Origin of the sequence: Rhodococcus sp. ZPP (assembly GCF_017656075.1) — a bacterium.
GTDB lineage: Bacteria > Actinomycetota > Actinomycetes > Mycobacteriales > Mycobacteriaceae > Rhodococcus_F > Rhodococcus_F oxybenzonivorans.
Map to the genome: position 1 here is coordinate 67369 of NZ_CP058643.1, position 19874 is coordinate 87242.

Consider the following 19874-nt stretch of genomic DNA (forward strand, 5'->3'; position numbering starts at 1 on the left):
TGAGATTTAAATACGTTAGAATTAAGTTATGACAAACACCAAGAATCTAGCCCCTGAGCTGGCCGCCGTGATCGAAACCGCCGTTGCGCTCGACTCAGCCGTAGGCGCCGGTGAACCCCTCGACATCACCGACTTGGTGAAGGCCTACGGCGCCGCACGCCACGCCGCCCAGGACGCCGGCCACTCTCTCGAAACCATCGAAGCCGTCACCGCCGGCGCACTCGACTAATCACCCACCACCACGGAAAACGGGGTCACCAATGCTTGCCATCAACCACACCGAAGCAGAAGGAACCGTCATCGAGGGAACCCGAAAGGGCGACGGAACCGCCGACGTCCTCAAGGCGTACAAATGGCGCTGGTCCCGCACCCTCGGTGCCTGGTACATCCCCCGATCCCGCGACGTCGCGCCCAAGCTGGCAACGATCAACGGCACCGCCGACGCATTGCGCGCCGCCGGGTTCGACGTCGAGCTTTCGATCGAGTCCGGCGTACGAGACCAAACCGAGGTGGAGGCAGACCGCGCAGCCCGCCAGGCAGCCCGAGTCGAAGCCCTTGAGAACAAGGCCGGACGCAGAGCCGCTGATGCCGAGGCCGCCGAGACCAAAGCCCACGACCTCTCCGGTCGCTACCCGATGGGGCAACCCATCCTCGTAGGACATCACTCCGAGGCTCGGCACCGCCGCGACATCGCACGAACCCAGGCCGCCAGCACCGCGGCCGCCGAGGCCCACCGCGCCGCGGAACGCGCAAAAGCCAAGGCCGACGCCGCAAAGGGAACCACCGACAGCCGCTACTCCCCCGCCGTCGTCGCCCGCCGAATCGACCGACTCGAAGCCGACCTACGCAAAGCGCAGCGAGCCCGAGACGGTCACTCCCGAGTCCTCTTCGTCCACAAGGACGGAACCCCGGAACGCGAGATCCACGAACCCGCGACCGGCGCCTACCTCGCCAGTCTCGAGGACTCCATCGAGCGGCTCGAAAGCGAAGTTCAGTACTGGCACGACGTCCGCGAGGCCCAGGAAGCCGCAGGCCAGAAGCTCTACACCCGCGCGGACATCAAGCGCGGCTACCTCGTCAAAGTCTCCGGACAGTGGTGGAAGGTAGTTCGGGTCAACGCGAAGAGTGTCAGCGTCGAAACCGGCTACAGCTGGACGGACACCGTCAAATACGACGCCATCAGCTCCGCGCTCGACCCCGAGACCCAGGAGACAATCAGCCCAGGCTCAGCCGCAGCCTGACCGACAGCGACGGTGCCCGCCGAACACGCGGGAACCGTCGCTTTTCGTCGTCTGCAAAAGCTCAACCAGGCGAAATGCGTTCATGCAAGTGCAGATAAACCAGTGAGAAATAACCGAATCTTCGGAGCGAAAAGCGATATAATCACGACAGGATTAAGTCAATGAAGAACCGTCGCGCGGAAGCAGTCCCGACCACCATTTCGGCGACCCAGACCAGGCGGGACCAACCCGAGCTCCCCGGGCCCGCACCGCCCGGATCATCTCAGTCGACTCAGGCAACCGAGGCCCAGTCCCGCGGCAGCGACGCCGTCTCTCGGGCATCGAGCCCGAAGGACGGTCCTTCGGGCTCGAACACACTCTGCGGCAGCCTCACGATCGAGGAACGCCAGAGCTCCGAGGTCTATTGCGCCGCACACGCAACACCGAGACACTGCCTGCACACGGTGCACACCAGCCCATACCTCCCTTTCAGCAAATCAGCATTAAATCCAACGCATAAAACACTGAAAAATCACCTATCTATGCGTGTCTCGATTGTTAATCCAGTCCTAAATAAGTAGATTTCACCCCAACGAAAGGACCTGCAATGGCCGCAACGATCCTTGCAATCGCCAACCAAAAGGGTGGCGTCGGAAAGACCACGTCCACCATCAACCTCACCCGCGCCGCCGTCACCGCACTGGGCCTGCGGGTCCTTGTCGTCGACGCCGACCCCCAGGGCAACGCCACCAAGTCGCTCGCACCCGAATACCAGGGCAGCCTCGACCAGTCCCTCGCCACCGTGCTCGACAAAACCAAGAACGCCACCATCGTCGAGGCCATAGTCCCTGGCGAGTGGACAGGAGTCGACGTCGTTCCCGCAGGCAGCGACGCACTCGCCGACGCCGCACAGAACCTCGTCACCATGAAGGCCGGCCGCGAGAGCCGCCTCAAACGCGCTCTCGCCGAGGTAGAGGACAAATACGACCTCATCGTCATCGATTGCCCGCCCTCGCTCGACCAGCTCCCCATCAACGCCTTCACCGCGGCACACGCGGTAGTCATCGTCACAGAGCCAAGCCAATTCGCGCTCGACGGCCTCGCCCGGCTCCTCGACACCATCGAGATCGTCCAGGAGTACACCAACCCCCAGCTCGTCATAGCCGGCGCCATCATCAACGGCTACCAGCGCACCAACCGCATGGACCGGTGGTGCAACGACCTGCGCGAAAGCTTCGAAGCACCCGTCCTCGACCCGCCGATCCAACGCGCCACCTGGATCGCAGAAGCCACCGAGGCAGGGTGCGGATTGGACGTATGGAATACCCCCAAAGCCTCCAACCTGCACCGCACCTACGTCGAGCACCTCGGAAACATCCTCGACAACGTCCGAAAGGCGAGCTAACCCCCATGTCCGCACGACCAGAACCCCGCGAGAGCAACCTCAAAACCCGGCGCCGGTCCAATCACCCCGCTATCCCCGTCGAGGCCCGCGAAGCAGCCGAAGCAGCCGAAACAGCGCAGGTCGTCCAGGCAGGCCAGACCGTCGAGCCGGAGCAAGAGCCAGCAGCCGACGCCACCGAAGCACCCAAGAAGAAAATGGGTCGCCCCAAAGGCACAGGCAGCAACCGTGACACCACCACCAGGTCCGTCACCTTCACCACGCCGATCCTCGAGGACGCCCTCAACGCGGTCGAATTTCTCAAAAGCAACCCCACCGCGCCGCGCACCTTCACCAGCCTCGTCGACCTCGCGGTGTTCAAACTGGTCAACGAGCTTCGCCGGGAATACAACAACGGCGAGCCATTCCCCCAGCGAGAAGGAAAACTCAAGCCCGGACCCCGGTAACTCTCCTGGTCGAAGGGAATTTTGCAGCGTTGCGCGACAACGCAAACCGGCGTTATTTACGTTGCAAATAAATAGATTCCAGTAGTGACCGCTGCAATAAACACGTTGCATCTAATGATCAACAGGGGAGCGAAGGCAATGGCGTACTCATACAAGGTCGTCGAGGTCCGCGAGAAAATGATCGGCGGCAAAATGTCCGGTGACAAGCTCGAAAAGCTGCTCAACCAGTACGGCCAGCAAGGATGGCGCCTCAAGACAATCACCTCTGCCGACATCAAGGGCAGGCTCGGCCCAGGCGCCGTGGAGGGACTGCTGATCACCTTCGAACGCGAGAGCTGAGCCGGGGCGTGGCTGCTCAATCCACCTTTTCGGTTGCGTTGCACTTTGCCTAAATAGGTTGCAATTAACTACATTCGACCGGCCAATAAAGACATAAACACGTCATAACTAAGGCTGCGCTAGTCGGCTGGTCGCTCACCCAAGACGAAGGGAAACAGCAGATGAGCGAGTTTTTCGGCTTCGACCCCACCAAACTCGACACCCTCCTCGCCGATGACGCGAACTACCTGGGTAACTGCGCCCATCCGATTCATCACGAATTCCTCGCCGATGACGTCAAGAACCACATGGGGACCTGCACCCATCCAGATCAGGCGGTGCGCTGCGTACTTCTCGCACACGACACCGGCGCAATCAGCTGGGACAAGGCGCAATGGCCGGATCTCGCACTCGGATGGTGGCGGACACCCCGATGGCCCGACCGAGGGTTCGGCGTCAACGACGCACCACCACCCACCGAGGAAGGCGACCCCGAATTCCGCGACGACGACCAGATCCAACCGTGGCTTCACATGTGCCGCACCTGGCCGACACTCTCGGGGGAATCCTTCTCCTGGTACTCAGCTGTTCACCAGCCCGACGGTGGTGGCACAAGACAGCGGGTCCACGACACCGTCGAGCTCGCAGTGCAACAGCTCAACAGACTGCACTCCACGATCAAACCGATGGTGCGCGAACACGCGAGCCTGATCTAACCGCAAAACCCCAAGAACCAGGGGCGCACTCCCATGGGCGGCTGCGTTGCGCAGCTCCCGCCGGCATCAGTCCCAGCGCGCTCCGGGCAGGTGCACCGATCGCCGGGGTGACCGGGTGGTGACGGCCGGTGTCGGCGGCCGCCGGTTCGCGGGTTGGTGGTGGGGCGCTCGCCGCCCCCACACCCCAGGCAGCCTCCAGGATCGACCACCACCGGCGCAACGGCCCGCCCCGATAGGGAAGACCGGCCCGGCGGCACCCGTCCCGTCGACAACCGCAGGGAGCTACCGCCCCGACCCCGAGGCCGCAAACGAAAAAGCGTGTTTGCACCCCCGGACCCGGCACGGTCCAGACGCACCCAGCCGACGGGACGCCCACCACCTCCACACCCCGCCATTGCAGGCATCCTGCAAACCTGCAAAACAACCTGCAACCAGCGCAAACGCGCGTGCAAAACGGTGACACAACACACACATAATCAGGTTAGAAATAAGTCGAGAAACCGCGATTCTGAGACTTAAATACGTTAGAATTAAGTCATGACAAATACCGAGAACTACAGCCCGGACCATGTCGCTGTCGTCGCCACCGCTGGGCTCACCCTCAGCGTCTACCGCACCGCCGAATTTCCCGATTGCAGCCTCGATGGCATCACCTCACGCGTCGCTCGGCTGACCCTGGTCGGCACCCTGGACTGCACGGTGTATCGCAGTGGCTTCGTCTACCCGGCCCCGGCATCGATGCGCGTGGTCACCCCGCGCGACAACGCCCCCGCCGTCGCCCTCGAGATCAACCACGCCCCATTCCGGAAGTCGGCCACCGACGAGCCCGCCAAGCGTGTCCACCTGACGCCCGTCCACTGGGACACGCTCGCGAGCCGGTACGTCCGCACGCACCCCTGGACGATGGCCGGAGGCAACTACGCCACCACATCCGACAGCCGCCTGTCGGAACTACTCGAAGACGTCCTCGGCCACACCTACGGCCCGCTCTCGGTGCACGACCGAGTCGAACACTGATCGCACCCCACCCCGGCGGGGGAGTGGAAAGCCCCGGGGCTTTCCACTCCTTTGCAACCGCCTGAAAACCATTGGTGACCAGTTCAATTGCGCAGCATGGAGAGACTTTGCAATCGTATAATTACGTTACAAATAACACGTAAACGCAGGATTTTTCTACTTAAATACGTTAGGATCACACCGTGATTACGTGGACCCTCTCCAGCGGCAGCGACACCAACGTCGACAGTGGCACCGCAGACGACCGTCCCGCAGCTATCGCCCAGATCGCCGAAGCCGCCCGGACAGCAGTTCTGACCGCAACCACCGAAGGCCGCTATACCCTCACAGTCGACGGCGAGCCGGTCCTCATCCTTGGAATGGACCGCAACGAGCTCGGCAAGCCCAACACCGACCAAGCCCTCGACCGCATCGACCAGCTCGAGGCCACCGAAAACCCGAAGGGCATCGGCCGCGGCCGGCCCGCAGAACCGCAGTCTCCGCGCCTCAGCAACGACGGCGGCCCGCCCGCGGCCGACCCAGCGCACTAACGCACCCTGCGCCTTACAGCGCCCGCCTCACGTAACGAGCCCCACCAGCGCGCACACGCCGGCAGGGCTCCACCGACCGGGTCACCTCAGGAAGGACAACACCCGATCATGACGGACTTTAGCCTCAGAGCTGCAAAGATCCAGTTCTACTTCCTCATCGTCGTACTGATATTCGCAACCCTCGCCGCCATCGGCATCACCACCCTCAGCTTCATCACCTCATTCGACGCGCTCAGTGATTTCGGTCGACGGAACCTCATGCGCGAGGACCGGGCCTGGATGCTCCCGGTCATCATCGACAGCGCAATCGCCCTCTGCACCGTTTCCGCCGTTGCACTCAACAAGATCACCGGAAACGCCAAGGGCAGAAACTTCTTCGTCATCGTCGCGACCGTTGTCGTCATCCTCAGCGTCTCCATGAACGCCTCCCACGCCTACATGGCAGTCGAAGAGGCGCAACGCAAAATTGCAGCCGGTATCGACATCGGTGTCACACCCAACCACCCCGTCGTGGCGGCCTGCTCCGCCATCATCGCGCCAGCCATCATCCTGGTTTGCACCCACGGCCTCGGACTCCTCATCAAAGCGATCGGCACCGCCTACAACGAATACAAAGCCTCAGAGGCCGCCGCCATCGATCAAGCCCAGTTCTTCGAATACCGCGAACACGAACTCTCAGCGCACGACCAGGTCACCGCGCCACTCGAAGACGCCGAGGACCGTGCCAGCGAACAGCTCAGTGCCGAGCCGGAGTACCAAGAGCGGACCACCTTTGATGTCTATCCCGCCGCGCGGGCCGGCGGATCCGGCGACGGTCCAGCCGACGAAGACCCCGCCGCCCGCCTGCGCGACGAACTCCAAGCATTCATCGACTCCGCAGACGTCGAGGACCAGGTCAAGAACACCGCCCGCATGAAACTTGCCGACCCCGACCTCACATTCGAGGAGATCGCCAGCAAGCTGGACCCCCCATGCCACACGTCCACCGCCTGGCGGAAATACAAGAAGTTCGAAGCCCTCGCAGAGAAAGCAGGATTCACCGTCCCGCCGCTGCCGGACCTCAGCGCCGAACGCGGACAGTACGACCAGCCGCAACTCGCCGACGCGACCGTCTGATCTTCGGTGGTCTGACAGGGTGACCGCACAGGTTCACGGTCGGCCGAGGTCATCCTCGAGCCGATGCACGTGGAGACGCTGGCGTCGCTGGGAACTGACCACGACACCGTGATCGGAGCCTGCACCGATTTCGACCACTCACCGCACGACGGTGGAACGACCTGTCGGCAAACCTTCCTGACCTGTCTGGACTGTTCCAACGCCCGCGCGTTCGCGGCATCTTCCGTTGCAGCTCGCCGTGCTCGACGAGCTGCAAAGTCAGAGGGAAGACGTGTCGGCGAAGGCATCGACACCGATGATCGTCAGTCCAGTGCTGGGCAAGGTGCCGGCGCTGGCGATGCCCGTTGCGCCGAAAGCGATACCGACGGCGGCGAGGCCTGCGATGGGCACCGCTGCGTAGTGGACGAAGCGGCGTTGGCGGGTGCTCCTGGTTACGGTCTCGTCGCCGTCGGTGCTGTTGGCGTTTGTGATGGTTTCCATAGGGAACCTTCCTGCCGGAGTGGATGTTTGGGGTTTGGGGGCCAGTTGTTTCCGGTGTGAGATAACTATGGCCCCCCGCGGCCGCGCACGTCTGTCCGCTGACCGGACCCCACTCGGTGATGAATGCGTTGTCCCCCGATCGGGGGACAGGGCACCGCGCCGATAGTGGCGGGTGAATGAACCCGCGTCGCAAGTCCCGCCTGGCACGCCACGTGCCCGTGCCTGATATGGCGACTCGTTCGACGACTGCTGCCGGTCCGGTGCTCCGCGCGGCAACACGCCGACACCGACGGCGGCCGGGCTGATGAGAGATATCGGTACACCGCGGGATCACACAGGGGCTTCTCCGCCATATCGGACGAGCACTGCGCCACCTCCTCGCCACATATGTGAGAAAACCGGCCCAGATCAGCTGAGAACCGGACACCCGGCGCCCGATCATCCGCATGCCTCAATCCAATTGAGTATCTTTAGTTACCATTATGACGAAAGACACGTAACTAAACGAAACTATAGACACGAAAGCGACTAAACCTGTAAACTCGGAACCATGACGACCGACAACACCGCGGCCCGGGGCTATGGCCGGGGGATGTGTGAGTTCCCAGGGGGGTGCAGCCGGCCCAGCCTCGACGATCCGAAGACGGGACGGCCGTCGAAGTACTGCGGTCAGGCTGATCCTGGTGGCCCGGTGCACAACAAGGGCAACGCGTGGAAGGAGCGCCGGCGCCTCGCGGCCGTCGGTGCGGGACGGGCCGAGGCCTTGGGTGCGGCCGATGACGAGGGCGGGGTGACGGCGCCGGTGTCGATGGCACGGGCCACCCTCGGTGTGCAGCTCGAGGAGCTGCCCGGTCGTCTCGCGGAGCTCCGCGGTTTCCTCGAGGCCGTGACCGAGACGGTCACCTCGGTGACCGATGTCGAGGCGGCCGCGGCGGAGGTCGATCAGGCCCACGCCGAGGCGCTCGCGAAAGTGGCTGAAGCGGACCGGTTGCGGGGCGACGAGGAACGTCGCCGGCGTGAGGCCGAGGCCCGGGCGAGTGAACATCAGCAGGCACGGGAGGAGGCTGACGCGGCCGCGGAGGACGCGTACACGGAGCTGGCGCGGATCCAGACCGAGGCCGCCGCCGCCGTGGAAGAAGCGGCGTCCCGTGAACGTGAGGCACGCGCGGAACTCGAGCGCATCCAGGCCGATGCGGCTGAGAGGATCGCGGCCGCTGAGAATGATGCGTCGCGCCAGATCGGCGCGGTTCAGGAGGAGGCCAGGGAGGCGATAGAGGAGATCCATCGTCGCACCGCCACGGAGATCGCGGAGGTGAAAGCCTCGGCTGCCCGGCAGGTTCACGCGGCGGAGGAGGCGGCCGCCGAGGCTCAGCTCGCACAGACCCGTGCCGAAACGCAGACCGCTGCAGCGCAGGCCGCCGCGCAGGAAGGCCGCGAGAACGTGGACCGTCTTCGCGGTGAACTCGCCGACCTGCGCACCGAGGTCCGCGCGGACCGCGACCAAGCGCGCGCCGATCATGCCGCACAACTGGCAGAGGTCCGGCAATCAGCCTCCGAACGCGTCGATGCTCTAACCACCGCGCTGCGCGCCGCCGAGCAGACGATCGAGGAACTACGGCGGCAACCCGGCGGCCGCGGTGCCGCTACCTAGCTCGACCCCTGGTCACGTTGCCTTTCGGGAGTTGGGGTATCGGTAGTAATGGCGCAAAAAACAACGAAGTTCGCGTAGCGCCTGGTCAGCGGCGGACGTGCCGGTGGGAACTGAGTCACCAGGTACCCACGGGGTCGCCGTAGCATTTGCCGAAAATCGGGCGGATATGGCGTAGCTGCAGGTGACGGCGCTATCGGCGGCTGTGGTCGGGGCCGAGCAGGCTGGTGATGCCGCGCATGGCTTGGGTGAGGGTTGAAGTAGCGGCACAGGTTGTCGGGTTTGCGGTGGCGTGATTTCGCCATCAGCTCAAGCAAGCTGGCTCCGGCCTCACCGAGAGGGCGGCGGTGGGGTTCACGCCGCGACACACCGCGCGGTGCCCGCGTCCCAGTACACGAGCTCGTGCAAGTAGGGGCCGACCAGGATCGTGACAAACCTGCCGCGTTGACGGTGCCTGATGCGATGTCGGCTGGTCAGCGGTGGTGGGGTGTGTGGTGGTGGGCGGTGGTGGTGTGGATGGGGCAGGCCAGTTCGGGTTCGGTCTGCCAGCCGTTGTCGTGTAGCCACGTTCGGGCCTGGTCACGCAGGGTGTCGGCCTCGAATGGATGGTCGGGGCCGGCCAGGAGCGGTCCGTCCCCGCAGGTGGCGCACGCGAGGTCGGTCACGGATCCGGTTGGCGCACAGCCCGCGCAGTGCTGTGTCGGGGTCAGGGTTCCGGTCGCACCTGGTTCGAGCCAGGTGATGGCCAGGTCGGCGATCTGCTGACGGGTGTCGTCGCGGCTGGTTGGGGTCCGGCCGCAATGCGGGCATCGGGCGCGACCGGCATGCGATCCGGGTTCGGGGGTGGGCGACTTGATGATCGGAGGAGAGGTTGGGTGCGCGACGCGGTGTCGTCGCCAGGCGCGGATTTCGTCGTCGGCGACACGGTCGGACTTGCTCGCGTAGAGCAGCGTAGTGGAAAGTTTCTTGTGTCCCAATCGTTTTCGAACGGTCTCGACCGGGAAGCCGGCATTGATGAGCTCGGTGGCGTGCCCGTGACGCAGCTGGCACAGCCCGATCTTGACCTCGGCCGCCGTGCAGTACTTGCGCCACAGTTCTTCGGCGCTGGCGTAGCGCAGCGGCCCGCCGACGTGGTTCTTCGCGGCCCGGAACAGCGGCCCGCGGGTGTAGCCGGTGTGGCGCAGGTGCCGGCGCAGCAACGCCAGCAGGGCGGGATCGTCGAGCAGGACGGTCCGCTGCCGGCCGCCCTTCGCGGTGACGGTGAGGTGCTCGTCGTCGGCGGTCAGGTTCAGGTCCTCGACGTACGCCCCGAGCGCCTCGGCCGCCCGCAGTCCCGTGCTGTGGATCAGTCCGAACAGCACCCGGTCCCGCAGATTGGCCTTGGGGATCATGTCCAGGACGCGCTCGACCTCGCCGGGTGGGGCGGGGCGCGGTAGCCGCTCGGGCACCGAGATGTGCTCGATGAGGGCCATCGGATCGGACTCGAGCAGGCCGTGGCGTCGGGCCCAGGTCAGGAATTCGCCGACCGCGGCGCGTTTGCGGGCCCGGGTCGCCGGGGCCTTGCCGGCATGTGCGGTGAAGAATCCGCGCAGCACCGCCGTGTCGATCGCCGCGAGCGGGCCGTTGTGATGGCGGGCGAGTTGGGCGAGGTCGCCACGGTAGCCGCGCACGGTGTGCGGGCTGCGGCCGGCGTTGGTCTGGTCGGTGAGGAACTCGCCGATCGGCCCGGCCAGCGGATGGTGCTCGGGTAGTTCGATCCGCGGTGGCATGGCCCCGACCTCCGTTCCTGTGATAACGGCGGAATTGACGATCTCTGGTCGACAACGTTTGGCCTGGACAACGCCCGTGTGACGGTGGTTTTCCTGTGATAATAGTTCTTATCACAGGAACGCTCGTCACGGCCCTGCCAGTCGGCTTGTCACTGCCCGAGCGTCTCTCGCCGGATCATCTCGGTCGGTGTCTGCATTGCACGCCGTGACCTCCCCACCCACCAGCACCAGGGCGATGATCGTCAGGGTGAGGGAGAGCTGGCCCTTCGTCACCGATTTCGGCGGTGAGTACCGCGCGGTGCCGGCAACAAGTGAGGTCATCGAATCGGCCCTCCCAGACCGAATATGGGTGTGTGACTTAGGATCAGGTGACGGGGAGGCCGACCAGCCCGGCGGCGAGCCCGAGTAAGGCGCACACCCCGAGGGTGCGCAGCACCGACCAGTTCAGCCGGTAGATCATCACCCCGGCCAACACCGCGATCACGGAGACGACCGGGCGGAGCGTGGACAGGTCCGGCACCAACACATGGATCGGGCCCCACTGCGTGAGGGCGGCGTCGGCGAAGAGGGTGTGGACGGCGAAGTAGAACGCGAGGTTGGCGATCACCCCGACGACGGCGGCGGTGATGCCATTCAATGCGGACGTCAGATGTTGGTTGTTGCGGAGCCGTTCGACGTAGGGGGCGCCGAGGAAGATGAACACGAAGCATGGCACGAAGGTCACCCACGTGGTGAGCAGGGCGCCGATGGTGGCGGCGACCCAGGGGTCGAGATCGCCCGGGTTGCGGTAGGCGCCGAGGAACGCCACGAACTGCACCACCATGATCAGCGGCCCGGGGGTGGTCTCGGCCAGGCCGAGGCCGCGGACCATCTCACCGGGGGTGAGCCAGCCGTAGGTTTCCACCGCACGCTGGGCGACGAAGGCGAGGACCGCGTAGGCGCCGCCGAAGGTGACCAGTGCGGTCCCGGAGAAGAACAGTCCCTGTTCGGTGAACACGCTGCCGCGGCCGGTGAACAGCACCACGGCGACCATCGGGATCGCCCACGCGACCACCCCGACACCGAGGACGATGATCGTGCGTCGCAGGCTGGGGGCGTCGGTGTGCAGGGCGTCGTCGGCGATCAGCGGCGGCGCCTCCACTCCGTCTTCCGGGGTCTTTTTGCTGGTTTCGACGCCGCCGCGGCGGCCGATGAGCCAGCCGGCGAACCCGGCCACGGCGATGACGATCGGGAACGGCACCGCGAACAGCGCCAGCGCAAGGAACGCGCCGACCGCGATCACCACGTGGGCGGGGCGGGTCAACGCGCGCTTGGAGACCCGGGTGACGGCCTGGACCACCACGGCCAGCACGGCGGGGGCGATGCCGGCGAAGATCGCCAGCACGATGGTGGTGGCGCCGAAGGCGACATAGATCGCGGCCAGGCCGAGCATCGCGATCATGCCCGGCAGCACGAACAGCACCCCGGCGATCAGCCCGCCGAGGGTGCCGTTGAGCAGCCAGCCGGTGTAGATCGCGAGCTGCTGGGCCTCCGGGCCGGGTAGCAGCATGCAGTAGTTCAGGGCGTGCAGGAACCGTTTCTGCCCGATCCACCGTTTCTCGTCAACCAGGGTGCGTTGCATGACCGCGATCTGCCCGGCCGGGCCGCCGAAGGTCTGCAGGGAGATCAGGAACCACGCCCAGGTCGCCTCCCGGATCGGGATCAGATCGCGGGAGCGGGCGGGGCTGGTCGGTGTGGCGCGGGTGGAGGGTTCGTTACTGCTCACGTCGGTCTCCGAAACATGAAAGTCAGGGCGGGGCAGGAAGAGTGGGCCGCACCCGGGGTCAGGATGGTTCGCGGCCGGACAGCACGCGTTGGCGATGAAACTCGTACAACCCGTCGAAGATCCGGGTCGCCACCGCAAGGGTGTCGTCGTCGGTACCGGTCAGCGACAGACCACGCAGCACCGAATCCAGGCCCGGCGCCTCGGGGGCATCGAACTTCGCGTCGTCGATGTCGGCCTCGTGCACGATCTCCGCGAGCACCCACAACACCGGGTCGGTGATCTCGTAACGGCGCAGGATCGTCTCGAAGCTGCAATCCCCGTGATGGTGCGAGAGTTCGACACCGCGCATGTCGAACGCGGTCGCATCGGCCGGGACATCCGCGGGGTCGGTGACCCACAGAAACTGCGCGTCCGGGTCGATGTTGCGGCGGATCAACCACGCGCAGGCGGCGCGGTCGATGTGGATCCCGGCGCGGGTTGCCCATTTCATCGCTGGACCTGCGCATCCGCGCCGGGCCGGTCCGCGGCCAACTCTCTCAGTGCTGCCTCCGCGCCGTCCCGCTGCGGTGTGGGGAAGAAGGTGCGCTTGTCGATCTCCCGGAGGCGGCGGCGCAGCTGGGCCAGCTTCTTCTCCCGGGCGGCGCGATCGGGCGCCGAGCGGGCGGCTTCGGCGGCGTCGGTGAGCTCGTCGTACTCGGCAGCGCGGTCCGTCGACAGCTTCGCCCGCATCCGGTCCTGCTGGGCCCGGGTGGTGGGGGCGGCGGTCCACACCTCCGCCTGCCCGCCCGCCTCGACGACTTCCTCGGCAACCCAGTCGAATTGTTCCCGGGTGCGGGCGGAGGCGGGCAGGACGACCACCCCGTCGGCGAGTTGGAAGACACCGTATTTGCGGAGCTTGCGCCACACCGCGATCCGCGGCGTCGAGGGCTCGCGGGGATGCGATACACCAGCATCACCCACTCGTCCGGGCGCTGATCCGGTGTCGGTTCTGGTTCCACAACGGTGATGTAACCATGGTTTCAATTGGATGTCCACCGTTGATCGCACCTGCCGCCGATGCCCGGGGCGTCGACCCTGGACACCGCACTGTAACCGTGGTTACCGTGAAGAGGGCCGTCGCCCCGGAGGCCGTCGAGACGACGAAGAGGTGCACGGATGCATCACAATCGGCAGGTCACACCATTTCGTTCCCTGCTCATGGCCACGACGCTGGTCCTCGCGGTGGCCGGCTGCGGGAACACCAGCACCTCCACGACCGGCGGCCCGACCTCGGCGCAACAAGGATCCGGGCAGGCGCCGGCTCAGACCACCGACGCGGACTGGGCCCCGGTCACCGATGCCCTCGGCCGCACCGGCAAGCTCGGCGACGACGGCACCGTCTACCGGGTCTCCCTACCGCGCACGGATCTGAACGTGGTCTCCCGCGGCGTCACCGTCAAGCCGGGCCTGTCCCTCGGTGGCTACGCCGCCTTCGCCCGCTACGACGACGGGACCCTGGTGATGAGCGACCTCGTCGTCACCGAGGACGAACTACCCAGGGTCACCGACGCGCTCCAGGCGCACGGCATCGACCAGACCGCGATCCACAAACACCTGCTCGAGCAGACCCCACCGGTGTGGTGGACCCACGTGATGGCGATGGGCGATCCGGCCCAGCTCGCCGAAGGGATCCGGGCCGCGCTCGACGCCACCGCGATCGCGTCGCCGACCCCGCCCCCGGCCCAGCAACCGCCGGTCGACCTGGACACCGCCGCCATCGACACTGCCCTCAGCCGGCACGGCACCGCGGACGGTGGCATCTACACATTCACCATCGCCCGCCAGGACAGGATCGAGGAGAACGGGCATGCGCTGCCGCCCACCTTCGGGGTCACCACCGGTATCAACTTCCAACCCCTCGGCGGCGGCCGGGCCGCGATCAACGGCGACATCGTCATGACCGGCAACGAGATCCAAGACGTGATCGGCGCGCTGCGCAGCGGCGGCATCGACGTCGTCGAGGTCCACAACCACACCCTCGACGAACAGCCCCGCCTGTTCTACCTGCACTTCTGGTCCGTCGGCGACGGCGTCACCCTGGCCACCACGATGCGCGAGGCGATCTCGGCCACCCACGTCACGCCCGGAACCTGACCATCCCAAGAGCAGACAGGAGCCGGATGGACACCCGCACCGGTGACCGGCGCAGCCCGAGATCAGCCCGGCTGCTGCCCACCCTCGTGATGGCGTCGATCCTGGTCGGCGCGTGTTCTTCCGAGTCATCGTCGCCGGACGGTAGCCCGCTGCCGCTGCACTCGGTCGCGGAAATCGCCCTCCCCGGCGACAATTCACGCTTCGACTACGAGAGCCTCGACCCCGAGCGGGGACTGCTGTTCATTGCCCACCTCGGCGCCGGCGAGGTCATCGAAGTCGACGTCCACGCCCGGCAGGTCGTCCGGACGATCCCGAACCTCTCCCAGGCGCACGGCGTCCTCGTCGTGCCCGAGCTGCGCCGGGTCTACGTCACCGCCACCGGCGACAACCGGCTGGTCATCTTCGACGAAGACACCGGGACAGTGCTCGGGCAGGCCCCCACCGGTGACTATCCGGACGGGATCGCCTACGACCCGACACGCGGCGCGGTGTGGACCACCAACGAATCCGGCGGAACCGAGACCGTCATCGACGCCGTCACCGCCCAGGTGCGCGGCACCGTGGACCTCGGCGGTGACGTCGGCAACGTCGCCTACGACCCGGTCGCCGACCAGATGCTGGTCGCCGTGCAGGGCCGAGACGATCTGGCCGCCATCGACCCCGAAACACTGGACGTCACCCGCCGGCTCCAGTTGCCCGGATGCCGCCACGACCACGGACTCGCCCTCGACCCGCAGGCGCGCTCTCGCGTTCGTCGCCTGCGACGACAACGCCACCCTGCTCACCGTCGACCTCACGAACTGGCAAGTCATCGGCACCATCGGGGTCGGCACACGACCCGATGTCCTCGCCTACGACCAAGGCGCCCACTGCCTTTACGTCGCCGCCGAGAGCGGCACCGTCAGCGTGTTCGACCAGCAGGGCGGACATCTCACCGAACTCGGGTCCGGTCACCTCGCCGACGGCGCCCACGTCGTCGCGGTCGACCCGAGCACCCACCACACCTTCTATCCAGTTCCTTCCGGAGCGGGCGGCCATCCCGCACTTCTCGAACGCGCACCGACTTCGTGAGTTCAAGCGTCCACTGACGGCACGACGGTGCGGCGCGAACCTATCGCCGCTCGGCGGCGACGGTCCGGAGGAAAGCCGGAAGCTTCGCGGCAGGTGACGATTACCCCAGTGATGGACTGCCGCCGCATGGCTATGGGCGCGGGGTGAGACCCCCGGGAACTCCGTACCGGCCGCCACCGTCGTCGACTGCGGCCCGTCTCTGCCGTGTCGCACCCCTCTTTGACGAGGCCGGCGCGAGTGATAGTGACTCGATAGTACGCAGGTTGAGCACCCTTCGTCCCGGCGTATCTGCGACGTATGTAACGCCTGATACATTCAGCATTGTGACCGATAACCTACCCCTGGCGCGGTGGATCGTGCTGCTGGTGAAGCTGCCGTCGGAACCCTCGCGGCACCGGGTAGCGGTGTGGCGGGAGCTGCGAAAGGTCGGCGCCCTGTCGTTGGGGCAGGGTGTGTGGGCTGTGCCCGAAGTGCTGGTCTTCGCGCCCGGTGTCCAACGGGCGCTGGAGCTGACCGAAAAATCGGGCGGCGAGTCGATTTCTCTGCAGGCCGTGGGGGCAAGCGCTGCCGACGGCGCCGGACTCGCGGCGATGTTCACCGCCGCCAGGGAGGATGACTGGTCGGAGTTCGTCGCCGACTGCGGCAAGTATGAGGCGGAGCTGGACAAGGAGATCCGCATCGCCAAGTTCACGTTGGCCGAGCTGGAGGAGGAAGAGCAGAGCCTCGAGCGTCTGCGGCGGTGGCACCGGGATCTGAAGGCCCGCGACGTGTTCATCGCGCCGCACGCTGCCGAGGCCGCGCGGCGGTTGCAGCACTGTGTTGAGCGTTTCGAGGACTACTCCGAGCGGGTCTTCGTCGCGCTGCATACCCCTGACCAGTCCGCCTCGGATGGTGGGCTGCCATGACCGGTCCGACCTCGAAGCCTGCGGCCCTGCCTCGGTGGCGGATGTGGCCGCTGTATGCGGCGGGTTTCACCACCGCGTTCGGCGCGCACGGGATCGCCGCGAATCTCGGTTCCGCGGGCGGGGACCTGCGCGGTTCGCTGCTGTATCTGGGTGTGTTGCTGGCCCTGTACGACGGCGCCGAGGTGGTGCTCAAACCGGTGTTCGGGTCGATTGCGGACCGGATCGGTGCCCGCCCGGTGCTGCTGGGTGGCCTGGTGGCGTTCGCGCTCGCGTCCGCGGTGTTCGTGGTGGTCGACGACCCGGGCTGGCTGTGGCTGGCCCGCCTCGGGCAGGAGCCGGGGCGTCCGCGTTCTCGCCCGCCGCCGGCGCGCTGGTCGCCCGGATGAACCCGAAGGCCAAGCAGGGCAGCGCGTTCGGCAGTTACGGGTTCTACAAGAGCATCGGCTACACCCTGGGCCCGCTGCTCGGCGGCGCCGTCGTCTGGCTCGGCGGGCTGCCGCTGCTGTTCGCCCTCATGGCGGTCCTCGCGGTCGTGGTCGCGGTGTGGTCCTGGTGTGCGGTCCCGGCGGTTCCCCCCGCTACCGCGTACCCGGCAGACCGTCGTGGACCTGGCCCGACGCCTGTCGGAGGGGGCCTTCCTGCGGCCGACCGCCGCGCTGGCCGCGGCGACCGCGGCCCTGTCGGTGGGTGTGGGTTTTCTGCCGGTCTCCGGGGCCGCTGCGGGGCTCGGTCCGGTGGTGACCGGCGCCGCGGTCTCGGTCCTCGCGGCATGCGCCGCGCTGGTACAGCCCCGGGCGGGACGGGCGTTGGATGCGGGGCGCCTCCGCGCCGGCACGGGTATCACCGCCGGCCTGGTGATCACCGCGACCGGCCTGGGGTGCGCGATGCTGCCGGGCCTGGCCGGGGTGCTGCTGGCGGCGGTCGGGATCGGGATCGGCACCGGACTGATCACCCCGCTGGCCTTCGCGGCCCTGGCCACCTCGACACCGGAGGAGCGGATGGGGCAGACGATGGGTGCCGCGGAACTCGGCCGGGAACTCGGCGACGCGGGCGGACCTCTACTGGTCGCCGGCGCGGCCACGGCCGCGACCCTCACCGCGGGCTATGCGGTGCTGGCCGTGCTGATCGCGGCGTCCCCGGCGGTGTTGACCCGGCGAGGGCGAGACCAGAATGTCGAGGCCGTTCCCGACTGAGTTCCCCCCGGCCGTCAGGGCTCCCACGGTTCGTGCGGGCGGGCGCGGCGGTGCACGCGGATCCGCCACACCAGAATCACGGTCACCACGAGGATTCCGACGATCACCGCGGTGACATGACCGACCGAGTCGGCGACGGCGGCGTAGGAGTTGCCGGCGAGGTACCCGAGCAGGACGAACCCGATGCCCCACACCAGTCCGCCGAGTTGAAGGTGAAGAAGCGTCGGTAGGGCATGCGCGACATGCCGGCCAGTGCGGGCATCACCGCCCGCAGGAACGCCACGGAGCGGGCCAGGAACACCGCCGCGCTGGGCGAGAAAGTCCCGGGCGGAGTCGAGCGCGCACGGCGCCGCGCAAGGAACGGTCGGTCCAGTACCCGGGGACCGTAGTGCCTGCCGACCTCGTATCCCACGCTGTCGCCCGGTGATGGCAGCGATGACCACGACCACGGTGATCGCCACCACGGTCGTGGCCGAGGCTTGCGGCGACACCGCCGAGCACGGCGGCCGTTTCCCCGGGCAGGACGAACCCGACGAACACGGCGGCCTCGAGGAACACCAACAGGCCGACCAGCAGATACACCCAGACGGCGGACACCTGGAGGATCCGTTCGACGAGACCGCTCATGGGCGCACTCAACGAGTGATCATCGGTCGGGGACCTGGTCGCGAGGGACTGGAACTGGGTGGATTCCGCCAGTGGGTAGCAGCAGGCTGATCGTGGTTCCGGTGGTCGGGTGGGTGCACCGGTGGCGGGCCCATCGTGGGTCCGCGGCGGGTTGGTGGTGGTGAGCCCCGTTGGCGCAGATGCGGAGCTGCCCGTGGTGGGCGTGGGTGATGGCGTCGACGAGTGCGAGCCCGAGGCCGTTACCGCCGCGTGTGCGGGCGGCGTCGCTGCGGTGGAACCGCTCGGCGGCGTGCGGGAGGAAGGCAGGCGGCATTCCTGGTCCGTCATCGTGGACGGTGAGCACGACGGCGGGTGCGGGATCTGCGTCGAGAGCGGCGGCGGTGAGGGTGATCGGGCCGTCGCCGTGACGCACAGCGTTGTCGGCGAGATTTCCCAGGGCCCGGCCGAGCAACGTCGGGTCGGCATGGACGAGAAGGTGGTCGGGGCGGCGATGTGCACCGACCGTGCACTACCGAGGGGCAGCTGGCTGCGCGCCCGCCGGGCCGCCGCATCGAGCAGCTGGTGGGTGTTCATCTCGTGCGCCTGGGGTGCGGTGCTGCCCTGGGCGCCGAGGGTGAGGAGGTCTTCGGCGAGCTGGACGAGGTGGCTGGTGTCGTCGGCGATGCGGCGCAGGGTGGTCTCGAGCTCGGATGCGGTGCGGGGTCGGCGCAGGGCAAGTTCGATCTCGGTGGCGAGCACGGTCAGCGGGGTGCGCAGTTCATGGCTGGCGTCGTCGATGAACCGTTGCTGGCGCAGCGCGGCCTGTTCCTGGGCGGCGAGCAGGGTGTTGAGGGTGTGGCCGAGGCGGCTGATCTCGTCGTCCGGCCCGGCCGGGACGTCGAGGCGGACGGAGGTCGCCCCGGCGGTGATCTGCTCGGCTTGGGCGCGGTAGCGCTCGACGGGGAGCAGGGCCGCGCGGGCCAGGCGGTATCCGACGGCGGAGGCCACCGCCAACGCCGCAAGGTTGGCGAGGGCGAGCTGGGCGAGCAGCTCGCGCAGCGCTTCGTCGCGTTGGTCCAGATCGACGGCGGCGACCGCGACCACGGTCCTGCCGTCCGGGGTGGCGGTGACCGGCAGGGCCTGGATGCGCAGGTGCCGGCGGGAGAGGAGATTGCCCCGTTCGGTGTGCAGCGGGGCGGTGGTCGCCGCCCGGACCTGCTCCGGCGTCAGCAGCGGGGGCCCGCCGGTTTGGTCGGCGCCGGCGGCGAGCACCGCCCCGTCGGTGGCGAGCAGTTGGGCGCTCCGCCCCTCACCCGCCAGATCATCGAGGGCCACGGAGGGGTCGGCGGTGGCCCGGGCGGCGGTCTGCAGGTCGACGGCCTGGCTGGCGAGGTCTTCGTCGAGTCGGTTGTCGAGGGCGGTCTGGACCCGCCAGTAGACGAAGGCGCCGGCCGCGGTGAGCACGACGAGCATCGCGGCCACGAAGCCCGCGACGAGCCGCACCCGCAGTGGGAGTCGCCTCAGCGGCACCGGGTGTCC

General features: G+C 67.1%; 19 protein-coding genes and 4 pseudogenes. 14 read left to right on the top strand and 9 right to left on the bottom strand.

Features of this window, described 5'->3' with window-relative positions; genetic code table 11:
• Positions 1-28 precede the first annotated feature (28 nt).
• From HYG77_RS39015 to HYG77_RS39055, 9 genes are all read left to right on the top strand, one after another.
• Positions 29-229 carry a hypothetical protein gene (locus HYG77_RS39015; RefSeq protein WP_208964539.1) on the top strand — a complete coding sequence of 67 codons (201 nt, stop codon included), beginning with the start codon at positions 29-31 and terminating at the stop codon, positions 227-229.
• A gap of 31 nt (positions 230-260) precedes the next feature.
• On the top strand, positions 261-1241 hold the full coding sequence (locus HYG77_RS39020) for a DUF3560 domain-containing protein (protein WP_208964540.1): 981 nt from the start codon (positions 261-263) through the stop codon (positions 1239-1241).
• A gap of 586 nt (positions 1242-1827) precedes the next feature.
• Entirely contained in the window at positions 1828-2625 is a 798-nt protein-coding gene (locus tag HYG77_RS39025) for an AAA family ATPase (protein ID WP_208964541.1), read from the top strand.
• 5 nt (positions 2626-2630) lie between these two features.
• Complete coding sequence (locus HYG77_RS39030) at positions 2631-3068, top strand: hypothetical protein (protein WP_208964542.1); 438 nt, start codon at positions 2631-2633, stop codon at positions 3066-3068.
• A gap of 138 nt (positions 3069-3206) precedes the next feature.
• Positions 3207-3407 carry a DUF4177 domain-containing protein gene (locus HYG77_RS39035; protein ID WP_208964610.1) on the top strand — a complete coding sequence of 67 codons (201 nt, stop codon included), beginning with the start codon at positions 3207-3209 and terminating at the stop codon, positions 3405-3407.
• 161 nt (positions 3408-3568) lie between these two features.
• Positions 3569-4102 carry a hypothetical protein gene (locus HYG77_RS39040; RefSeq protein ID WP_208964543.1) on the top strand — a complete coding sequence of 178 codons (534 nt, stop codon included), beginning with the start codon at positions 3569-3571 and terminating at the stop codon, positions 4100-4102.
• A gap of 537 nt (positions 4103-4639) precedes the next feature.
• On the top strand, positions 4640-5119 hold the full coding sequence (locus HYG77_RS39045) for a hypothetical protein (protein ID WP_208964544.1): 480 nt from the start codon (positions 4640-4642) through the stop codon (positions 5117-5119).
• Positions 5120-5301: 182 nt separating this feature from the next.
• On the top strand, positions 5302-5649 hold the full coding sequence (locus tag HYG77_RS39050) for a hypothetical protein (protein ID WP_208964545.1): 348 nt from the start codon (positions 5302-5304) through the stop codon (positions 5647-5649).
• A 108-nt stretch (positions 5650-5757) separates the two neighbouring features.
• A complete protein-coding gene (locus HYG77_RS39055) occupies positions 5758-6765 on the top strand; it encodes a DUF2637 domain-containing protein (protein ID WP_208964546.1) in 1008 nt (335 codons plus the stop codon).
• Positions 6766-7023: 258 nt separating this feature from the next.
• On the opposite strand, the gene HYG77_RS39060 is transcribed toward HYG77_RS39055, so the two are convergent.
• Positions 7024-7245 (bottom strand): hypothetical protein, encoded by a 222-nt coding sequence (locus HYG77_RS39060; protein WP_208964547.1) that lies wholly within the window; start codon positions 7243-7245, stop codon positions 7024-7026.
• A 550-nt stretch (positions 7246-7795) separates the two neighbouring features.
• On the opposite strand from HYG77_RS39060, the gene HYG77_RS39065 reads away from it, so the two are divergent.
• Positions 7796-8896, top strand: coding sequence for a hypothetical protein (locus HYG77_RS39065; RefSeq protein ID WP_244461603.1), 1101 nt, complete (start codon positions 7796-7798; stop codon positions 8894-8896).
• Positions 8897-9086: 190 nt separating this feature from the next.
• On the opposite strand, the pseudogene HYG77_RS40525 reads toward HYG77_RS39065, so the two are convergent.
• The 6 genes and pseudogenes from HYG77_RS40525 to HYG77_RS39090 all read right to left on the bottom strand — a co-directional run.
• A pseudogene (locus HYG77_RS40525) lies at positions 9087-9231 on the bottom strand (site-specific integrase); the annotation flags it as partial.
• Positions 9232-9366: 135 nt separating this feature from the next.
• Positions 9367-10662 carry a tyrosine-type recombinase/integrase gene (locus HYG77_RS39070; RefSeq protein WP_208964548.1) on the bottom strand — a complete coding sequence of 432 codons (1296 nt, stop codon included), beginning with the start codon at positions 10660-10662 and terminating at the stop codon, positions 9367-9369.
• A gap of 126 nt (positions 10663-10788) precedes the next feature.
• On the bottom strand, positions 10789-10983 hold the full coding sequence (locus HYG77_RS39075) for a hypothetical protein (protein WP_208964549.1): 195 nt from the start codon (positions 10981-10983) through the stop codon (positions 10789-10791).
• Positions 10984-11026: 43 nt separating this feature from the next.
• Positions 11027-12427, bottom strand: coding sequence for a chromate efflux transporter (gene chrA, locus HYG77_RS39080; RefSeq protein WP_208964550.1), 1401 nt, complete (start codon positions 12425-12427; stop codon positions 11027-11029).
• Positions 12428-12485: 58 nt separating this feature from the next.
• Positions 12486-12917 carry a chromate resistance protein ChrB domain-containing protein gene (locus tag HYG77_RS39085; protein WP_208964551.1) on the bottom strand — a complete coding sequence of 144 codons (432 nt, stop codon included), beginning with the start codon at positions 12915-12917 and terminating at the stop codon, positions 12486-12488.
• A pseudogene (locus tag HYG77_RS39090) lies at positions 12914-13425 on the bottom strand (Chromate resistance protein ChrB). The gene HYG77_RS39085 and the pseudogene HYG77_RS39090 overlap by 4 nt, the downstream one beginning before the upstream one ends.
• A gap of 157 nt (positions 13426-13582) precedes the next feature.
• Between HYG77_RS39090 and HYG77_RS39095 the strand changes: the two are divergent.
• The 4 genes and pseudogenes from HYG77_RS39095 (at position 13583) to HYG77_RS39115 (ending at position 17729) form a co-directional block, all read left to right on the top strand.
• Positions 13583-14560 (top strand): DUF1259 domain-containing protein, encoded by a 978-nt coding sequence (locus tag HYG77_RS39095; RefSeq protein WP_244461604.1) that lies wholly within the window; start codon positions 13583-13585, stop codon positions 14558-14560.
• 26 nt (positions 14561-14586) lie between these two features.
• Positions 14587-15631 (top strand): annotated as a pseudogene (locus tag HYG77_RS40530) (YncE family protein).
• A 323-nt stretch (positions 15632-15954) separates the two neighbouring features.
• Positions 15955-16536: a Chromate resistance protein ChrB gene (locus tag HYG77_RS39110; RefSeq protein WP_208964554.1), complete on the top strand. Its 582-nt coding sequence runs from the start codon at positions 15955-15957 to the stop codon at positions 16534-16536.
• Positions 16537-16577: 41 nt separating this feature from the next.
• A pseudogene (locus HYG77_RS39115) lies at positions 16578-17729 on the top strand (MFS transporter).
• 14 nt (positions 17730-17743) lie between these two features.
• Here the strand turns inward: HYG77_RS39115 and HYG77_RS40535 are convergent.
• A complete protein-coding gene (locus HYG77_RS40535) occupies positions 17744-17923 on the bottom strand; it encodes a hypothetical protein (RefSeq protein ID WP_244461605.1) in 180 nt (59 codons plus the stop codon).
• Positions 17924-17990: 67 nt separating this feature from the next.
• On the bottom strand, positions 17991-19865 hold the full coding sequence (locus HYG77_RS40540; RefSeq protein ID WP_244461606.1) for a histidine kinase dimerization/phospho-acceptor domain-containing protein: 1875 nt from the start codon (positions 19863-19865) through the stop codon (positions 17991-17993).
• Between the last annotated feature and the right edge of the window lie 9 nt (positions 19866-19874).

What these genes read in the sequence shown, in the direction of transcription:
- HYG77_RS39045 (WP_208964544.1), top strand. Translation starts at nt 4,640, where the DNA reads ATGACAAATACCGAGAACTACAGCCCGGACCATGTCGCTGTCGTCGCC.
- HYG77_RS39035 (WP_208964610.1), top strand. Translation starts at nt 3,207, where the DNA reads ATGGCGTACTCATACAAGGTCGTCGAGGTCCGCGAGAAAATGATCGGC.
- HYG77_RS39040 (WP_208964543.1), top strand. Translation starts at nt 3,569, where the DNA reads ATGAGCGAGTTTTTCGGCTTCGACCCCACCAAACTCGACACCCTCCTC.
- HYG77_RS39015 (WP_208964539.1), top strand. Translation starts at nt 29, where the DNA reads ATGACAAACACCAAGAATCTAGCCCCTGAGCTGGCCGCCGTGATCGAA.
- HYG77_RS39065 (WP_244461603.1), top strand. Translation starts at nt 7,796, where the DNA reads ATGACGACCGACAACACCGCGGCCCGGGGCTATGGCCGGGGGATGTGT.
- HYG77_RS39070 (WP_208964548.1), bottom strand. Translation starts at nt 10,662, where the DNA reads ATGCCACCGCGGATCGAACTACCCGAGCACCATCCGCTGGCCGGGCCG.
- HYG77_RS39020 (WP_208964540.1), top strand. Translation starts at nt 261, where the DNA reads ATGCTTGCCATCAACCACACCGAAGCAGAAGGAACCGTCATCGAGGGA.
- HYG77_RS39085 (WP_208964551.1), bottom strand. Translation starts at nt 12,917, where the DNA reads ATGAAATGGGCAACCCGCGCCGGGATCCACATCGACCGCGCCGCCTGC.
- HYG77_RS39055 (WP_208964546.1), top strand. Translation starts at nt 5,758, where the DNA reads ATGACGGACTTTAGCCTCAGAGCTGCAAAGATCCAGTTCTACTTCCTC.
- HYG77_RS39030 (WP_208964542.1), top strand. Translation starts at nt 2,631, where the DNA reads ATGTCCGCACGACCAGAACCCCGCGAGAGCAACCTCAAAACCCGGCGC.
- HYG77_RS39025 (WP_208964541.1), top strand. Translation starts at nt 1,828, where the DNA reads ATGGCCGCAACGATCCTTGCAATCGCCAACCAAAAGGGTGGCGTCGGA.
- HYG77_RS39060 (WP_208964547.1), bottom strand. Translation starts at nt 7,245, where the DNA reads ATGGAAACCATCACAAACGCCAACAGCACCGACGGCGACGAGACCGTA.
- HYG77_RS39095 (WP_244461604.1), top strand. Translation starts at nt 13,583, where the DNA reads ATGCATCACAATCGGCAGGTCACACCATTTCGTTCCCTGCTCATGGCC.
- HYG77_RS39075 (WP_208964549.1), bottom strand. Translation starts at nt 10,983, where the DNA reads ATGACCTCACTTGTTGCCGGCACCGCGCGGTACTCACCGCCGAAATCG.